We start from the raw sequence: 16051 nt of genomic DNA on the forward strand, positions 1-16051 counted from the left end.
CCGGTGATGGCGCCACATAGGCGTCCAGAATCCAGAACAAAGACAACGAATTAGCCAGAGCCCGCAGGGATTTGGCGCCATTCCTTTCATCTTGCCTTCAAAATTCACCGCGAAAAAACCCTCTACTGACTTCCGATCACGCCCAGCGCCTCATCATCCGCTCCCGTATCGGCGACGGTCTCTCGTTGAAATACGCAATTGAGGGAGGGAAGCGTTCTGAGTGCTATCGATCTGGTCATTTCCATTCTGGAGAGCACCTGCTCTGTTGCCAGCTCGTATATTGGCTTCCATTTCCACGCCCAGTGCGGCGCCGGCTTTGGTCCAGGCGCCATCCCGGCGTGGTCCTCAGCGGTGAAATACAGGCTGAGCAAGTCTCTATTTGGCAGGCTTCCAGACCGGCTCGCTTCTTCGGCCAAGTCGCACTCCCTAGGGCCGAAGTCGACTTTATATTTTTCCGGACAGAACATCGGGCCAAGCATTCGGAGCAGTATCAGACCGGCACAGAGATGGAGTAACGGCAGCCATATAGCCTCCTGTTCCCGGATCAAAAGGAAGCCGTACAGCCTCAAAAGAAGCCGATCAGGCATATCAGCCCTGAACGTATTTTCCGCATGCTGAAGATCAAGTCGCGCATCTCCGAACACCTCATCATCCGCGTTCGGAAGATGGTCCATCCAGGCATAATCGTCGACTGTCATTACGCATCTCCTGAACCAATTCGCGGCATAGCGGCATCATTCAACCCGGACGATTTTTGATTGAAGACTCCCTGAATATCCGCTCTATGCGCCGCCATCAATGTCAGGATTTTCTCCCCCAGCAAATCGAATATTGCCTCCCAATGAGCGGCGAATACCGCGTCATCATTCCAATCTTCGTCTATCCCCTGATTGATCGAAGCAATGTCATACAGGCTTAAAAGATCGCGGTAAGGGAGGGCGTTTTTGGAAATGGCTTCGACAGCGAGCTGATGATCTTTTGGATCGAAACCCCGCTTGTATTTGGCAGCCCGCTTCTTTGGGCCGCCGGAAAGTCGTGACAAAATCAGGCGCTTGGTTTTGTCACGGATGAGGCTCCAGATACCCGGCTCGTCGTCGCCATGGCTCATGACAAAGAGGTATAGACGAAGCAGTATGTCATCCGGAAGGTGACGACTGAAAAGCGTCTCGGCCAGTCTCAGTTCTTCACGGGCATAGCCCAGTTCACCGCCTTCAATTCTGGCCAGATGCTCGTCATCCCATTCATCTTCCAGCCAGGCTAGATTGTTGATCTCTAACCCCAGTGCGCCTGAATCAAACGCCGGATTGTGTGTAGCAAACTTATCCATAACGCACACACCTGGCCCGCGAAGTTGACGATAACATGGTCGCATCATCGGGGGTGTTGGACACGCTCATAGTGTCAGTATCGATACGGAAGCCTTGCATACGGCGAAGAATTTGCAAGCGGGTGAGATCGAATACAGCTTGCCACGTAGGTCCGTTGTCATCCATGAACCGGAGACATTCCGCGTACAAAAATAGGCCGAGAAGCTCCCTGTTCGGTAGCGTATTGGATATCGCCGCCTCAAGGGCTCTCTTAGCTTCGCCATCCTTTGCGCCAATGAAATCAGATGGCGGATAGCTGTCATCTTTACCGCCTGCCATTCTCTCAAGTAGCAGGTCTTCGGTCTGACGTTTCAAGACGGCGTAACAGGCGTTCTCCATCTCAAAATCCATTGCAAACAGATGCAGATTTAAGAGCAGGTCGTCAGATATCTCCGAGGTAAGCAAGTCTTCAGCCTGCTGCAATCGACGCCGTTCAAATGCGAAGTCAGAAGCATTTTTCTCCTGAGCCTTACGGATATTCAGCCAAAGGGTGTCAGTGTCTTGCATGGCGCGCCACTCCCATCTTCCGAACCAATGGTGTGATAGGGTCTGCGAAGAAGCCGATGCGGACCCTGAGTGCTATGCGCAGCAGGGCCACCATATCCATCCCAAAGTGCAGATGGCCAGCTTCATATTGCCTGACCTCACGTCCGGAGAGACCGAGCTGGGCCGCCAGGCCCTTACGCGAAAGGCCGACGTGCCGGCGGCGGTCTCGCATGAGGGCGCCCAGCCGAGCGTCCACAGGATTTGGTACATTTGAAGAAATTGAGCCGGCATCCCGGCGAACCGTTTTACGCATGTCTAACTCCTTTGCCTGTCGAGATCGCCAAGCGGACAAACCGCCTGGAGAGCTTCGAACCTTTGGTGATCGGGGAGTTAGTAAACCGCTGTAAGACGGTCCCTATGGCCTTTAGCCGGGGCCTATTGCATGCGCCATAGGCTCCCCGACCAAACAGAGGTCAAAGGACTTCGTGCCGGAGATGGCCGGCATCAAACCACTTACAGAACAGGCTTACTACGGCCCCGGAGTCGCATGTGACGGCTCCGCCGACAACTATATGGCGAAACGGTAAAATGATCTAGTTCAAAATTGAATGGTGCTGGCACAAATTTCGCAATCTCACAAAATGATAGCCAGCCGCCTCCGCAGAAGCGAAGCGGCGAACAAACTCATTGTATGGCGATTCAAGATCAGCTTATAGTGGAGAAAATCTAGCGGCGCGGGGGCGAAATAATTTTGACATACTGGTATCCAGCTCAATCCAGGGTCGACGCCATAACACGTGACCTGGGACAACTTGAACAGGTGGCGAGTTATCAAATGCAGCACTTTCGTTCGTTGCTGCCTGATATATCCCGAACACTGGAGCTCGCGAGTTCACTGCCAGAGTTTCCCGTCTATCAGATTGGTCAGTGGGTTTGGCTTGCGTCGCAATTTAGACTGCTTGCTGAGGCGGCCGACCCCATGGCGACAATAATAGGAGCTGCATTAAATTTTCTCGGAAAGATTGTTCAAAAAGGATCGATTGGATCCAGTGAAGTCCAGGATCTAAATTGGGTACTTGCATCAACAGTAACTAAAATCAGCCCAATCGGAGCCTCTCAAATTAACCGTGCTGGGTTAAGCTCTGGGGAGCTGATGGCAATTGAAGCACGCTTACTAAGGCTGGCTGGCGCTCCGTTTGATGTAACATCTGTCCGTCGGCGCGTAGAGTCGCAGATTAGAAATTTGGAGGCATTCAGCTCCAGCGACCGACTAACAGCGGTGCCGAACAAAATCGAAGCATTGTTTGCGGCAACGGGTAAAGCCGACAAAATTGGTGCCGCCGCGCGCTCAGCGTTACTATACCTCGCCGACGAAGATGATATCGTACCAGACGGCTCAGGTGTCCTTGGATTGGTGGACGACGTTTATGTGATCGACTGGGCCTACTCGGTCGTAGAGGGACAAACACAATGTTTGCCGATCCTGGAAGCGCTCACAGCCCGGTGGCCCTATGTGGCAGATTTGGCTATATACGGTAGCCCCAAAATGCCATTGAGCAGATTCGGGCAATATGTCTGTGTAGCAGCACTGTACTCACTCTTTTCACAGAATAAGCGGACTCTCTTAGTGCTCCGAGATGTTTCTGCGTTTGGAACATTGGCCGCCTTTTTTGGTGCAATAGAGTGTGCATCTGATGAGGCACAGACCGTTGAGCAAGATATTGCGTCATGGCCAATTAATCAGAACGTAGTCATTTCTGATGGCGTAAAACAGTTCAAAGCTGTTTTTAAAGGCGTCGAGCTGATTGGGAGCAAAAAAAAATATCGGATTGGTGTTCGAAATAACGGCAGCATCACGGTCGGCTCAGACGTGGCTCCTTACATAGCTGCGGCCAGTGCTTCACACAAAATATTATGTGATGGAGCAGAGTTATCAACCTGGCTGAAGGAACGTCATTTGGACCCGATGGCCACTCTAACCGGATACAGCAGACAACGGGTACAGGAACGTAAGACAGTCCTTTTCCTGGGGCCAAAGTCTAAATTTTTCGATTACTTTACGTGCATTCATCCATTTGGAATGACTGCCTCAAAATTGGTAGGTGTCAAATACGTGGGCGCCGATGGGGTACAACAGGATTTTGATGGAGAACCGTGCGATGCGCCCTTAATCTACGCCTGCAGTGACGTTTCTGCTGCAATAGAATTGCTCACTGCGCGCCCTAAGCACGTTAGTGAATGGAAGGTAGTCATCGATGGCGCTACGGCTGGCAGAAACTTTCTGGCTTCTATGGAAGCGGCTGCGAATAAGATTCAATGCAACATCTGCATTATTGGCGACCTTAGGGATCGTGAAGCTGCCGACGATCTTATTCAGGGTGGTGCTGCAGTGTGGTATTTGGAAGATCAAGATGTCGAGCCCGCACCACTGTCTCCCCCCGATAGTAGTGGAGACGCTTTAACTAGGGCTGTAGGGCGCCAAAATTTGCATTGGCTTCGCTCTACCCGAGTTGATGAAGTGAGGTCTAGCTTCTTGGAAAGGGCTGCGGATTGGCTCTCGCAGAGGAATGAGGGTAGCGACGGAGGCGCCCTACAGCCGCTAGAATTTGAAGTTTCATCGTTTATACAGAAGGCGACCTCATCGCCAATCCGAGATGAAATATTTGATGCTGAGATCGAAGCCAGCGTTCGCCGAATTATCTCACATGCGAGCGTACTTGCGCCCTACGAGGAAAGAGCATCGCATCTTTTTAGCATCTTTCAGTCCTGGCGCCGGGAGACATTGGGTGAAATTGACAAACGGGAATTGCTTGCAAACATCCTACATTCTTATCAAAGCGATCAAAATGTAGCGATAGTTTGCCGATCGGATCGTGTGGCCAGGAGTTGTCAAACTGCCTTTTCGAAGGATGTTAAGTTCCCAAATGTGAACTTCATGAACTTGGAGGGAGTAAGAAAGAACGCTCCATACGATCGGATTATAGTTCCCGGATGGCTGGACAAAATGGGAATGCGCGAGCTCGCACAAACTGGTTACAGTGTTAGCGTTGAGCTGATTTTATTTCCGTTTGAGAAAAAATGGTACAATACTTCGATAAAGGCAGGTAATCGCTGGGAGCGTCAGCTTGAGAAAAAGACTATCTCTAACTTTCGAAGCAATCCTGTTTTTTCCCAAATAATTAATTCTAAGGGCGGGATATGGCAAAAGCAAGTAGTTGATAGGCTGAATAGTTCAGATACATCAGTTGATTACAACGCAGTCGAATTTGGTACTTTGGAATTTGAGGACTATGAAGCAGAGGCTATAGCTTTACTTGAAAAATCGATTTCTCAGGAGCAAGAAAAGTCCAATTTGTCTATTGGCAAGTTAGTTCTGTTTGAGCGAGATTCGTCCTATACCTTCCTCCCTCCTCACGGCAAAGTGATTGTCTTAGCGGACAACGACCGACAACTAAGCGACCAGACCAGCGCTAGCGCAGAGAGTCGCCTTTTCAGACTAGTGTCGTCACTTCAACCCGGCATGGTCTTGGCGTTTCCGCAGGGCGGAGATAGGGATCTGGTTGATAGCCGCGCTGATGAATTTATCAAGAATGCGTCATCTGTTCGTGTGCAGGCTAGTTCGTGGAAAACAGCATTAAAACGTCATTTTGCGCGAACAAACGAAAGCTATTCGGCCTTTTCAAGGCGTTTGGCGAACAGCGGGGAGCCCCGTGATCCTCAGACGGTAAAAGCCTGGGCTAATAACACTCATTCGGTCGCTCCGAAGAACTACAAAACCCTGATACCTCTCCTAGCATTACTAACTGATGACGACGATCTTAAAGGTGGAATTTCTGCAACTGTAAGAGCAATAGACTTAATTTATAAGGCAAGGTCGCTGGCGGCCGAAAGCATCGTACATTCATTGCTTTCTGGTGAGATTGATACCGAGGCCGAAGAGCTCACATTTCAATTAAACGGTCGAAGTGTCGGCTACGCCTTGCATAAAATCAAGAGTCTTGGTCTAGCCCGGCCAGTGCAGACTGAGCGGTTAGGAGTTGTGCAATACTTAATCCGCCCTCACGTCGCCCGCGGCGAAGCATTTAGGGGGCTAAGAAATTGACCACAATGTTACCTGACAGCCTGCCCCGCGACGCGCCTCAGGCGGAAATTGCAATGTTCGAGTTAATTCGGGATGCAAAAGGCTTAGACGATTGCTTTTGTTTGCATTCTCTGGGAATAGCTCGGCACCGGCGAAAAAGTTACGCGGAAGCCGACCTGGTCTTTATCGGCCCGCATGGAGTTTTTTGCCTTGAGGTGAAGGGAGGACATGTCGTTAGGAACGCCGGAACTTGGACAATCGGCTGGCCAAAGGGGAAAACCTATAATTCGAAGGAAGGTCCATTCGTTCAATCTGAAGGAACCAGATGGGCACTGTATGATTATTTGGGGGCGAATTTTGGAACGAAATATAGAAACGAAATCCTTTTAGGTTGGGGAGTTGCATTCCCCGATATTATTTTCACCGAAACTGATCCTGAATGGGATCAAGATCTAATTTTCGATCAACGGGATAAGACACGATCCTTTGGTTTATTCGTAGATCGTCTCGAGCATTATTTTCGACAACGACTAAAAGATACGGGCAAACCTCAGCCTCAAAGGCTAGGTGCCGCCCGTGTGAGAGAAATCGTTGACTCCTTGCGAGGGGATTTCGAAATTATTCCTTCAATCCTTGGCCTAATGGCGGAAAGTCAAGAGGAGCTAATTCGGCTGAGTCGCGACCAATTTGTGGTTTTGGACTATTGTTTAAATGACAAAAACCCACGAATGATTTGCGAAGGGGCTGCGGGAACAGGAAAAACGTTGATTGCCGTCGAAGCTGCGAGGAGATTGGCAAAAAAAGGCAACAAGGTTCTATTCCTTTGCTACAATGACAACTTAGCTCGTTTCCTTTCAGCGGGTAATTTCGACGAAGGTACGAAACCGCAAATTTCGACGATTCACAGATTTATTGGAGAAATAATAAAGAAGGCAGGTTTAGCTGGTGAGCTCTCAACTGCACGGGAAAGCTTGTCAGAAAATGCTTTCTTTCAGACCGCATATCCAAGACTTTTTGAAGATGCTGCTGCCAGCCTGTTTGACTGTGATGAGCTTCCTCAATTCGACGTCGTCATAATCGATGAAGCGCAAGACATACTTACGTTGCCGATACTGAACTGCGTCGACTTAGTACTTGATCGAGGTATCGCTTCCGGCCGCTGGATGTTCTTTCTGGATAGCGGCGTCCAGTCCGATGTGTACGGGAGGTTGGATGTTGGGCTGACAACTGCTCTCGAACAGTATCAGCCATTCACTTTCACTCTCACGGAAAATTTTAGAAATCCAAAAGCCATCGTTGTCGAGATGTGCACTTTGACAGGGTTGGCAGAGCCTATTTGCAGGCGCCAACTGGTGTCTAAAGTTGAATATGCAGTTTGGAGGAACGAGGCGGACCAAGGCGAGAAATTGAAAACCACAATTTCGAATCTGCTGATGGAGGGCGTCGCCCCTAGCGATATTTGTGTTCTTTCTGCAAGAAAGCGCGAGAATGCTTGTATTATCCGCTTTCCCCCTAAGGTTGGGAAACCAATAACTTACCTTGATCCTGAAAATGTTTATCGGGTGCCGGAATCAATATTCTGCTCCTCTGTCTCGGCATTTAAAGGCCTGGAGAGTGAATTCATTATACTGACTGACATGCCATCTCTCGATCTGATGGATGCCTGGGCCAAGTCGATTTTTTACGTCGGCATGACCAGAGCAAGGTCAAAACTGTTCGCGCTAGTTAACCAGGAATTCTATGATGTCCGAACCCGTTGAAGAAGAAGCACCCGGAATATTTGCGAGCAAAACGAGCTTTCGATCTATGCTGGCACAAACATTGCGCCGGCAGGTATTCGGTCCCACGGAAGAAGATGGTGATGCTGAGCTAAAAGAGCTGCTGACCGTTTCCCCCTTACAGCTATACGCTACAGGCGTTCTCTTTCCGCAGCGTATGGTCCAGGAATTTCTCGAGTCTAGCGAGGAGTTGCAGCCTGGCGAAATATCCGAGGGCGTTAGCGGCGACCTCTTGGATATCGGAATCAACGAAATAAAAGGGAATACAGGGCGGCTTTCGGAAGATGAAGATCACTCTACAGAGCGTGAGCCCCTTAATATGGCGAATGAATTCAGCCCATCAGCCTGTGGGATTTCATTTAGAGTCGCCGAACTACGATCACTCAAAATATCCATTACATTCGGAACCTACTCAGCGACGACTATCAAAGACGAACACCCTAGGGCGGGAAAATTGAACGCGGATGGAAGCGCTATTCCAGAGACGAGAGAAATTCCAGCATATCAGAGAAGACACCACTCGATCGAAATTGCTGTCAACTTAATGGGCAAAAGCGGCGCTCTTGAACCGCTAGAGATCGATAGTTCGAATGGCGGATTGAAACTCTACCTAACGGTTAGAAGGCGCTCAGATAATACAGCAGTTATCTCGGCGATGGTGGTTAACTGCCGAACTTCACCGGCTGGCGCCGCTTGCACAAATGATATGGCTTATTTCCAAGTGGCGTTGGCAGTTGTTGAGGAAATAGGCGCGGCAATATTCCTTCCAATTGACCGAGATGCCGGAGACGTAGACGATGATGAACTTCGTTCGTTGGAACTCCTGTATCGTCACCGACGAGCTTTTGCACTGGGCCATGGCGTAGCTGGCGATTGGAATGTCGATGAGACCATGTCCCTAAACGGCAGGACCAATATGGTTCGTACTGCCGCGGTTCCCTCATATGAACTAAAGCCAATATTACCTCGAGAAAAAGGCTTTGAGCATGAGGATTTACAGCTATCAATGAGTTTCTTTTTCGACGCCAATGGTCATTCCCGTGCAGAAGAAGAAATTATTACGGCACTTAATCGGCTTGCCACGGACTATGAAAATTGGATCAAAATTACGATTTCCAGCGCTTCGAAGCTTGAACCGCACTTTCAAACTGCAGCCGAAAAAAACATTAATAAGTGCAAAATTTGTTTATCACGAATCAAAGCTGGCATCGATGTTCTAAAGACTAATGCTTCTGCGATGTTGGCGTTTCGGCTGATGAATAAGGCAATGCTTATTCAACAGTTTCACTCGTCATCAATAACATTTCGAGAGGTCGGGACGCCATATCCTGATATTCCTAAGGATTATAAAAATCTTCCCAGAGAGAGGAAGTGGAGACCATTTCAGCTTGCCTTTATCTTAATGAATATTGCCAGCATGAGTTCGTATACAGAACCCGAGAGGGGACTGGTCGATTTAATTTGGTTTCCGACCGGCGGTGGCAAGACGGAAGCTTACTTAGGTCTTGCGGCTTTCACAATTTGCATTGAACGCATGCGAGGTGCAATTCCCGGCGTTACGGTGTTGATGCGATACACCCTACGCCTTCTGACAGCCCAACAGTTCCAGCGAGCCTCGGCGCTGGTCCTCGCATTGGAGCTTTTGCGTAGAAATGAGGAGCTAGGGGCAAACTTGGGCGACGTGGAAATTTCCATTGGCCTCTGGGTTGGCCAAGGGCTCTCACCGAACAAGCGGACCGATGCAACTGCCGCATTGACTAGATTGCAGAATGATAGGCATGCGCAAAATCCTTTCCAAGTTTTGCAATGTCCGTGGTGCGGGGTTGATTTCCGTTCAAAGCCATCGGGATATCAATCGTTCCGAAGTTTGAATTCCAATGAGCGTACAGTTCGCTTTATCTGCCCCGACGACGCCTGTGCTTTCGGCAAAGAGAGTGGTGGGCTACCAATTTTGGTCATTGACGACGACCTTTATGACAATCCGCCGACAATATTAATTGGAACAGTAGACAAATTCGCTCAAATTGCATGGGACGATCGAGTGGGACGTCTATTCGGTATTGGAAATGGCGCCCCACCTCCCGCGCTAGTTATCCAAGACGAACTCCACCTTATTTCTGGCCCTCTGGGGACTATCGTCGGTTTGTATGAAACGGCCATTGATCGACTATGCCAGCGAGACGGCCACATTCACAAGATCGTGGCATCTACGGCTACGATTCGTCGAGCTGAAGAGCAATGCAGAAACTTGTACGCAAGAGAATCGTTCGAATTTCCGCCTCAGGCAATTCGGGCAGGTGAATCTTATTTCGCTCGCGAAGATAACGAATCCTCAGGCCGTTTATATGTCGGCTTCATGGGCACGGCAGTTAAATCTCACCAGACAGCACTGGTACGTGCTTGTTCACCGCTTTTGCAGGCCGTTTGTGTTCCTACTGGGGACGATGAGAGAAAGAACAGCATCGTAGATCCCTATGGAACAATGGTTTGGTATTTTAATTCACTACGAGAGCTTGGTCATGCCGCAACCCTGTGCATGGGTGACATTCCAGAGTTCTTGAAGGGTTTGCGCCATAGACTTCGAATACCGTTTGACCAAAGCAGATACCTTCGAGAGATTCCCGAGTTGACGAGCCGGCTGAATGCCGAGGAGATTCCAGGCATATTGCAGCAGCTTGCAATCCCCTGGCGGATGAGGGCGCAAGGAAACCCAGTCGACATACTTCTGGCTACCAACATGATTGCGGTTGGCATGGACGTGCCTCGTCTTGGATTAATTGTCATGTCCGGCCAACCCAAAAGCACATCTGAATATATCCAAGCTACAAGTCGTGTGGGCCGATCGCACCCCGGCTTGGTTTTGACTGTCTATACACAGACAAAAAGTAGGGACAGGTCCCACTATGAGCGATTTATGGCTTACCATCAAAGCCTATACCGTCACGTAGAACCTACCAGCGTAACGCCATTCTCCCCGCAGTCACGGGATCGAGGGATGCGCGGAGTGTTGATCGCATTGGCCCGACAACTTGCTGGCGTGGCGCATCCGAACCAGTTGCGAGATCGTCAACAAGAAGTTGAAAACGAGGTCGCGGCCATATTAGACCGGGTCAGTTCGATTGATGAGGGCGAAGCGATTGAAACGGACGATGAATTGTCGGATTGGCTAGAAGATTGGCGGAGATATTCGCCACCAGAATATGGAAGAATGGCAGGCAAGGTTGAGGAATCAACGCTGGCCTATCCATTTGGAGGATACCAAGATCCGGCGTTTCAGCGCGAGGCTTGGCCAGTCATGACTTCAATGCGAAATGTCGACGGAACTTCGGAAGCCAGAGTCTTGAACATCTATTCGATGGCCGGTATGCCACAGGGGGAACAGTAATGGCTGTACGCCAAGAGTTTAGAAAATCCCAAGGGGTGGTTCCCTTTGGCGTGGGCGCCATTATCGATTTTCCAGAGGAGGCCCTGATGTCCGCTGGCCTGGACATGTGGCCGTCCGAACAAGCAGTCGGAGAAACTCGTGTAGCGTTGCTAAATGCTTGCCAAGTTGTAGACTCGAGACTTGCAGCAAGGCTTACTCAGGAACTTGGTCGGAAAATACGCTATTTCCTAACTCCAGCGCAGGCACCTGAAAGGCACGCTTTTGGAGCGCAGGTTAAGCCGGACACTGCATATATGCCGTTTGTTCGCTTTCCAAATTGGTACTTCTGTCCACGCTGCCGGGTTTTAAAACAGATTCCGTGGAACAGCCAGTCAGCAGCAGACTCTATGAAATGCTCGAATTTTGGCCGTCGAGTCGACGGTAGTGGCGAGCCCTGTGGGAACCTAAAAAAAAATCGGCGCCCCTCGATGTCGCCGGTCCGTTTCGTCGCGGCTTGCGAAGCCGGACATATAATGGACTTTCCATGGGACAGATGGGCTCACAAAGCGAACCCTTCTTGTCTGGCCTCAGTTGGGGACCTGTATTTATACTCCACCCCTGCGGCCGGCCTAGCCGGTATCAGAGTTGGCTGCGTAAAATGTGGCAACTCGAATTCAATGGCCGGAGCTTTTCGTCAAGACGTACTCTCTGACATATACAATGGTGCCTGTCCCGGTCACCGGCCGTGGTTGGGGCCTGACGGCAAGGAAACAAACTGTAATCATACACCACAAACAATTCAGAGGGGGGCATCTAACGCGTATTTTGCAAAGGTCGTAAGCTCTATTTTGATCCCGCCTTATTCGGCCAAAATTCAACAGTTATTGGACCGACCCGACGTGTGGGGCGAAATTGAGGTTTCGCCGCTCTTCGATGGAAAGCTCCATGAACCCTGGTTACGCAAGAAGGCAGAGAATCTTGGCGTTGATCCTGAAGCCTTTATTGGTGCCATCTACGAAAGACTTGAAACGCCGCAAGGTAACACTTTAAAAGTCGAAGAAAAGAGCGAAGAAAAATATCGTCATGACGAATACAAAGCGTTCCTCGGGCCGCGTCCACCCAAATCCGAGAGACAGGATTTCGATACCAGCCAACATGCCGCCGGGGAGTACGGTCAAGATTTTGCCGGACTGTTCGACAACGTTGTGCTGGTAAGAAAGCTTAGGGAAACACGCGTTTTAACGGGATTTTCGCGCCTTATGCCGGCTGAGGCATCGAACGCCCCGCCCGCATCGTTGTCCTTGGAGCCGAAGGAGTGGTTGCCAGGATTTTCCGTGCGCGGAGAGGGCATTTTCCTAACTTTGAACCAACTGGCCGTATCCGAATGGTTGAAAAAAAGCGCAGTCCTACAAAGAACCGCTCTTCTCCAAGAAAGGCTTTCCAACTTGGCGCAGCAGCGTGGCACACCCACCAGAGTGCTTACCCCTCAGTCGGTCCTTGTTCATAGTCTTTCTCACCTACTTATTCGACAGATGGCGTTCGAGTCTGGCTACGACTCTTCTAGCATTCGTGAACGCCTTTATGTTTCGTCCGCCGCTGACAATCCTATGGCCGGATTGCTGTTATACACAGCAAGTGGGGATGCAGAAGGTACATTAGGGGGGCTTGTTCGCCAGGGATTGCCCGGCCGATTAGAACTTACAATGAGGGCCGCAATGCACAACGCAGCCATATGTTCATCGGACCCACTGTGCATCGAAAGTAACGGCCAAGGCTTATTTAGCTTAAATTTGGCGTCTTGCCATGCCTGCGGCCTGTTACCTGAAACAAGTTGTGAAGAGGGAAATTTGTTACTCGACAGGGTGATGGCAATTGGAAGTCAAAATGATTCCACTGTTGGATATTTTTCAAAGCTTCTCACGTAATAGAATACATATTACCAATTTCCAGTTTTTTTAAGAATTAACATGTATATCGAACACCTTAATTGCGTTGATTTGTTTTCTGGGGCAGGAGGCTTTTCCCTCGGCGCAATTCAGGCCGGATTTACTGTTAAATTAGCAATCGAATACAATAAAAATGCCGTTCAAACGTACAAGCACAACTTAGGCCGTGACGAGCAATCCCCTATTATTTTCGGTGCGGACATCACTACTCTATCTCCCGAAGCCATAAAAGCGGATGTGTATCAGCCAGACGAAGTCTGCGACCTTTTGCTAGGCGGGCCTCCTTGTCAGGGGTTCTCCACCCATCGGATCAAAGGTGCTGGCGTAAACGATCCGAGAAACAATTTGATACTCACTTATTTTTCGTTCGTCAGGGAATTCAGACCCTCATTCTTTCTAATGGAAAACGTTCCGGGAATGCTTTGGCCAAGGCACTCGGATTACCTTGAGGCATTTTATAAAGAAGGCCAAGACGCAGGATACACCGTTTTCCCCCCCGCGGTCTTAGACGCCTGCGACTTCGGCATCGGGCAGCGACGTAAGCGCGTTTTTATACTTGGTGTCGCGAACGATCTGGACGCAAATTTATCCTGGCCGCCTCTACCAACGCACGGGAACGCTAAGGCTCGATTGACAAACCCTCACTTAAAGCAGTGGGAGAACTGCTCTTATGCATTCTCACCAGCAGACAAGGGCGACGAGAATGACGTGCATATGAAACACGGTCATGACTTAGTAGAAGCGTTCGCCAACACTCCAATTAACGGAGGCAGTAGAAAAGATTCCGGCAGAATGCTTCCTTGCCACAAAGACCACGATGGACATAAGGATGTTTACGGGCGGATCAATCCGTTCGAAGTTGCGCCAACTATGACGACCGCATGCGTCAACCCCTCCAAAGGAAGGTTTGTGCACCCGACTGAAAATCATGGCATTACAGTCCGTCAAGCAGCACGCATTCAAACTTTTCCGGACTCCTTCATTTTTTTAGGTGGACTTATGGCTGCCGGCCAGCAAATCGGCAATGCGGTGCCTGTCGAGCTTGGTCGCTTTCTAATCGACTATCTGAAGCCAGCGATCACATCTGCGCGGGAACAGCGCGTAAAGACACGAAAGTTGGATAGTCTGCGTTCTTTGCTAACAATATGAATATGCAAGAAGCTAGACTGACGAGTATATTTTTAATTTTTGGTGGTCAATTTTCGTGAATCCGAGGTTTGAGCGTCAATGCTGAGATATTGGTGGGTCAATCATAAGCAAACTTTTACCCAAGAACTTGGGGGTGGCTATTTATGGTCACCAAAGCGCGAGAGAGACGGTCGAAGAAGTCAGTTCTACGACAACCTTCGCGAAGCTCGGCCTGGGGATTTTGTCATTTCTTACGCCAACAGAAATATCTCTGGTATTGGTCGCGTCACAGATTTTGCTACTTCATCACCGATCCCGGATGAATTCGGAGCGAAAAGCAATTTGTGGAATGACGACGGTTGGCTTCTCCCCGTTGCCTGGTCCACCAATTTTCAGAGAAAAAATGTAGAGGACTTTATAGGCAAATTGTTACCTCTGTTGCCGTTGAGATACTCGCCATTCGACCGGAATGGACGAGGTGCGCAAAAGGCATATCTTTCGGAAATCAGCGCAGAAGCTTTTGAAGCAGCAGTAAATTTAAGCAACAGCAATGACGCATTAACAAGGTTTGATTTAGACCCTCCACCCATATCAGCGTTAATAAGTGCAGTTGAAGACGGCGTCCAGAGCCGCATCGCCAACGACGGAGGACTCTCTGCAACCGAGAAGTCACAGCTAGTTCTTGCGAGGAAGGGCCAGGGGGTTTTTCGTCGTAACCTCTTGCGCTTCGAAAACGCATGCCGATTAACATCGATTAATAATCAGAGGTTTTTGGTCGCCAGTCATATAAAGCCGTGGCGGCTCTGCAGCACATCCCATGAACGGCTTGATGGCTGCAATGGGCTGCTTTTGACCCCTACTGCTGACCTACTTTTCGACCGCGGCTTCTTGACATTTTCTGACGACGGTCAGCCCATATTTTCAAAAGCCGTGTCCAGCGCCGACATCGCAAAGCTAAATTTTTCGAGTGTTACAGCTCCGAAGGGAAAAGTGTTCTTGAACGATCAGCTTACTTACTTGAACTATCATCGACAGAACATTTTTATGAGTTAAGCAGGAGGCGTAGATCAGTTGCTGACCAGCCTCTAGCATTTATACGAGTGAGCGAACGGGTACGTTTCCAAATCGACTGCGTTGGGGGTCACATTGGGGGTCGTTATTCTCGACACTTTAAATAAATGTATACATTTCAATTAATTATTCGAATTACACGAGTCCTTTCCTGACACTCGAACTTAAAACAGATCAGCAAGACGAAGAATCCAACGATATCAGTGAGGGGCAAAACGGACTCGAACCGGCTCCTCACTCTGCCCCAGGAAAGGACGGCTCCCGTCCTTTCCTGGGCACCATCTGGGTTTGTAACGAGAAATATCCGTTACAAGACAAGACTTTAGAAAAATCCCTCACTATCAGGCTCAACTACCGTAGCAGCACTCTGTTACAGCGGTATCGTCTTCAATCGTCCGCAAACCGTTTCCACACAACGGTTAGACAGCTTCCTGACTGTAGCAGCAGACTGTATCAGCAGACGGTGGAAACCATCGTTTCCGACGATGTGACACGACCATTGCGCATGACCGCCATAAGGTCTCGCTCTGCTTAGTAAGTGCGTCGAGCACTTCAGCTGGAATACCAAGGGCTTCTTCCATTTCGGCGCCAATAGCATTGAAAGCTTCAAGCCGACGCGCACCTTCACCTTCTACCTGTTCGAGAGTGGACTTGTTTTCCGGTGACGGGTTCTTGAAATATTCGGTCCGTGCACGGACGATCTGAGGCAGAAGCTCTCTGACATAAATTTCCGCCGCTTTTGCACGGATCTCAGCTTGCTTAAATTTCTCTTTGTCCATTTGCGTCACAAGTCATGAAGGTTGTCGAGCCGCTGCCCCGCTCATTCGGCG

Annotated in this window: 11 protein-coding genes; 6 read left to right on the plus strand and 5 right to left on the minus strand. The window is 49.6% G+C overall.

What is annotated here, in order from left to right:
- Positions 1-122 precede the first annotated feature (122 nt).
- Genes BLO49_RS12680 through BLO49_RS18210 form a run of 4 tightly spaced genes read right to left on the minus strand, consistent with a single transcriptional unit; the run spans position 123 to position 2166 of the window.
- Positions 123-698, minus strand: a complete 576-nt coding sequence (locus BLO49_RS12680; protein WP_090649210.1) for a hypothetical protein — start codon at positions 696-698, stop codon at positions 123-125.
- A complete protein-coding gene (locus tag BLO49_RS12685; RefSeq protein ID WP_090649213.1) occupies positions 698-1327 on the minus strand; it encodes a hypothetical protein in 630 nt (209 codons plus the stop codon). The genes BLO49_RS12680 and BLO49_RS12685 overlap by 1 nt, the downstream gene beginning before the upstream one ends.
- Entirely contained in the window at positions 1320-1874 is a 555-nt protein-coding gene (locus tag BLO49_RS12690) for a hypothetical protein (protein WP_090649217.1), read from the minus strand. The genes BLO49_RS12685 and BLO49_RS12690 overlap by 8 nt, the downstream gene beginning before the upstream one ends.
- Positions 1861-2166 (minus strand): helix-turn-helix domain-containing protein, encoded by a 306-nt coding sequence (locus BLO49_RS18210; protein WP_139159688.1) that lies wholly within the window; start codon positions 2164-2166, stop codon positions 1861-1863. Before BLO49_RS18210 ends, BLO49_RS12690 begins: the two co-directional genes overlap by 14 nt.
- 522 nt (positions 2167-2688) lie before the next feature.
- On the opposite strand from BLO49_RS18210, the gene BLO49_RS12700 reads away from it, so the two are divergent.
- The 6 genes from BLO49_RS12700 (at position 2689) to BLO49_RS12725 (ending at position 15203) form a co-directional block, all read left to right on the plus strand.
- Positions 2689-5955, plus strand: a complete 3267-nt coding sequence (locus BLO49_RS12700; RefSeq protein ID WP_090649223.1) for a DrmE family protein — start codon at positions 2689-2691, stop codon at positions 5953-5955.
- Between the two features lie 5 nt (positions 5956-5960).
- Positions 5961-7694, plus strand: a complete 1734-nt coding sequence (locus BLO49_RS12705) for a nuclease-related domain-containing DEAD/DEAH box helicase (protein WP_090649226.1) — start codon at positions 5961-5963, stop codon at positions 7692-7694.
- Positions 7678-11097, plus strand: a complete 3420-nt coding sequence (locus BLO49_RS12710; RefSeq protein ID WP_170828334.1) for a helicase-related protein — start codon at positions 7678-7680, stop codon at positions 11095-11097. The genes BLO49_RS12705 and BLO49_RS12710 overlap by 17 nt, the downstream gene beginning before the upstream one ends.
- Entirely contained in the window at positions 11097-13001 is a 1905-nt protein-coding gene (gene drmB, locus BLO49_RS12715) for a DUF1998 domain-containing protein (RefSeq protein WP_090649232.1), read from the plus strand. Before BLO49_RS12710 ends, drmB begins: the two co-directional genes overlap by 1 nt.
- Before the next feature lie 36 nt (positions 13002-13037).
- A complete protein-coding gene (locus BLO49_RS12720; protein ID WP_281187266.1) occupies positions 13038-14171 on the plus strand; it encodes a DNA cytosine methyltransferase in 1134 nt (377 codons plus the stop codon).
- A gap of 78 nt (positions 14172-14249) precedes the next feature.
- On the plus strand, positions 14250-15203 hold the full coding sequence (locus BLO49_RS12725) for an HNH endonuclease (RefSeq protein WP_090649238.1): 954 nt from the start codon (positions 14250-14252) through the stop codon (positions 15201-15203).
- Between the two features lie 437 nt (positions 15204-15640).
- Here the strand turns inward: BLO49_RS12725 and BLO49_RS12730 are convergent, their stop codons facing one another.
- The gene (locus BLO49_RS12730; protein ID WP_090649242.1) at positions 15641-16000 is read right to left on the minus strand and encodes a hypothetical protein; all 360 of its coding nucleotides are present in this window, start codon (positions 15998-16000) and stop codon (positions 15641-15643) included.
- Positions 16001-16051 lie beyond the last annotated feature (51 nt).

It is taken from the genome of Asticcacaulis taihuensis, assembly GCF_900100255.1.
In the GTDB taxonomy this organism is placed as follows: domain Bacteria; phylum Pseudomonadota; class Alphaproteobacteria; order Caulobacterales; family Caulobacteraceae; genus Asticcacaulis; species Asticcacaulis taihuensis.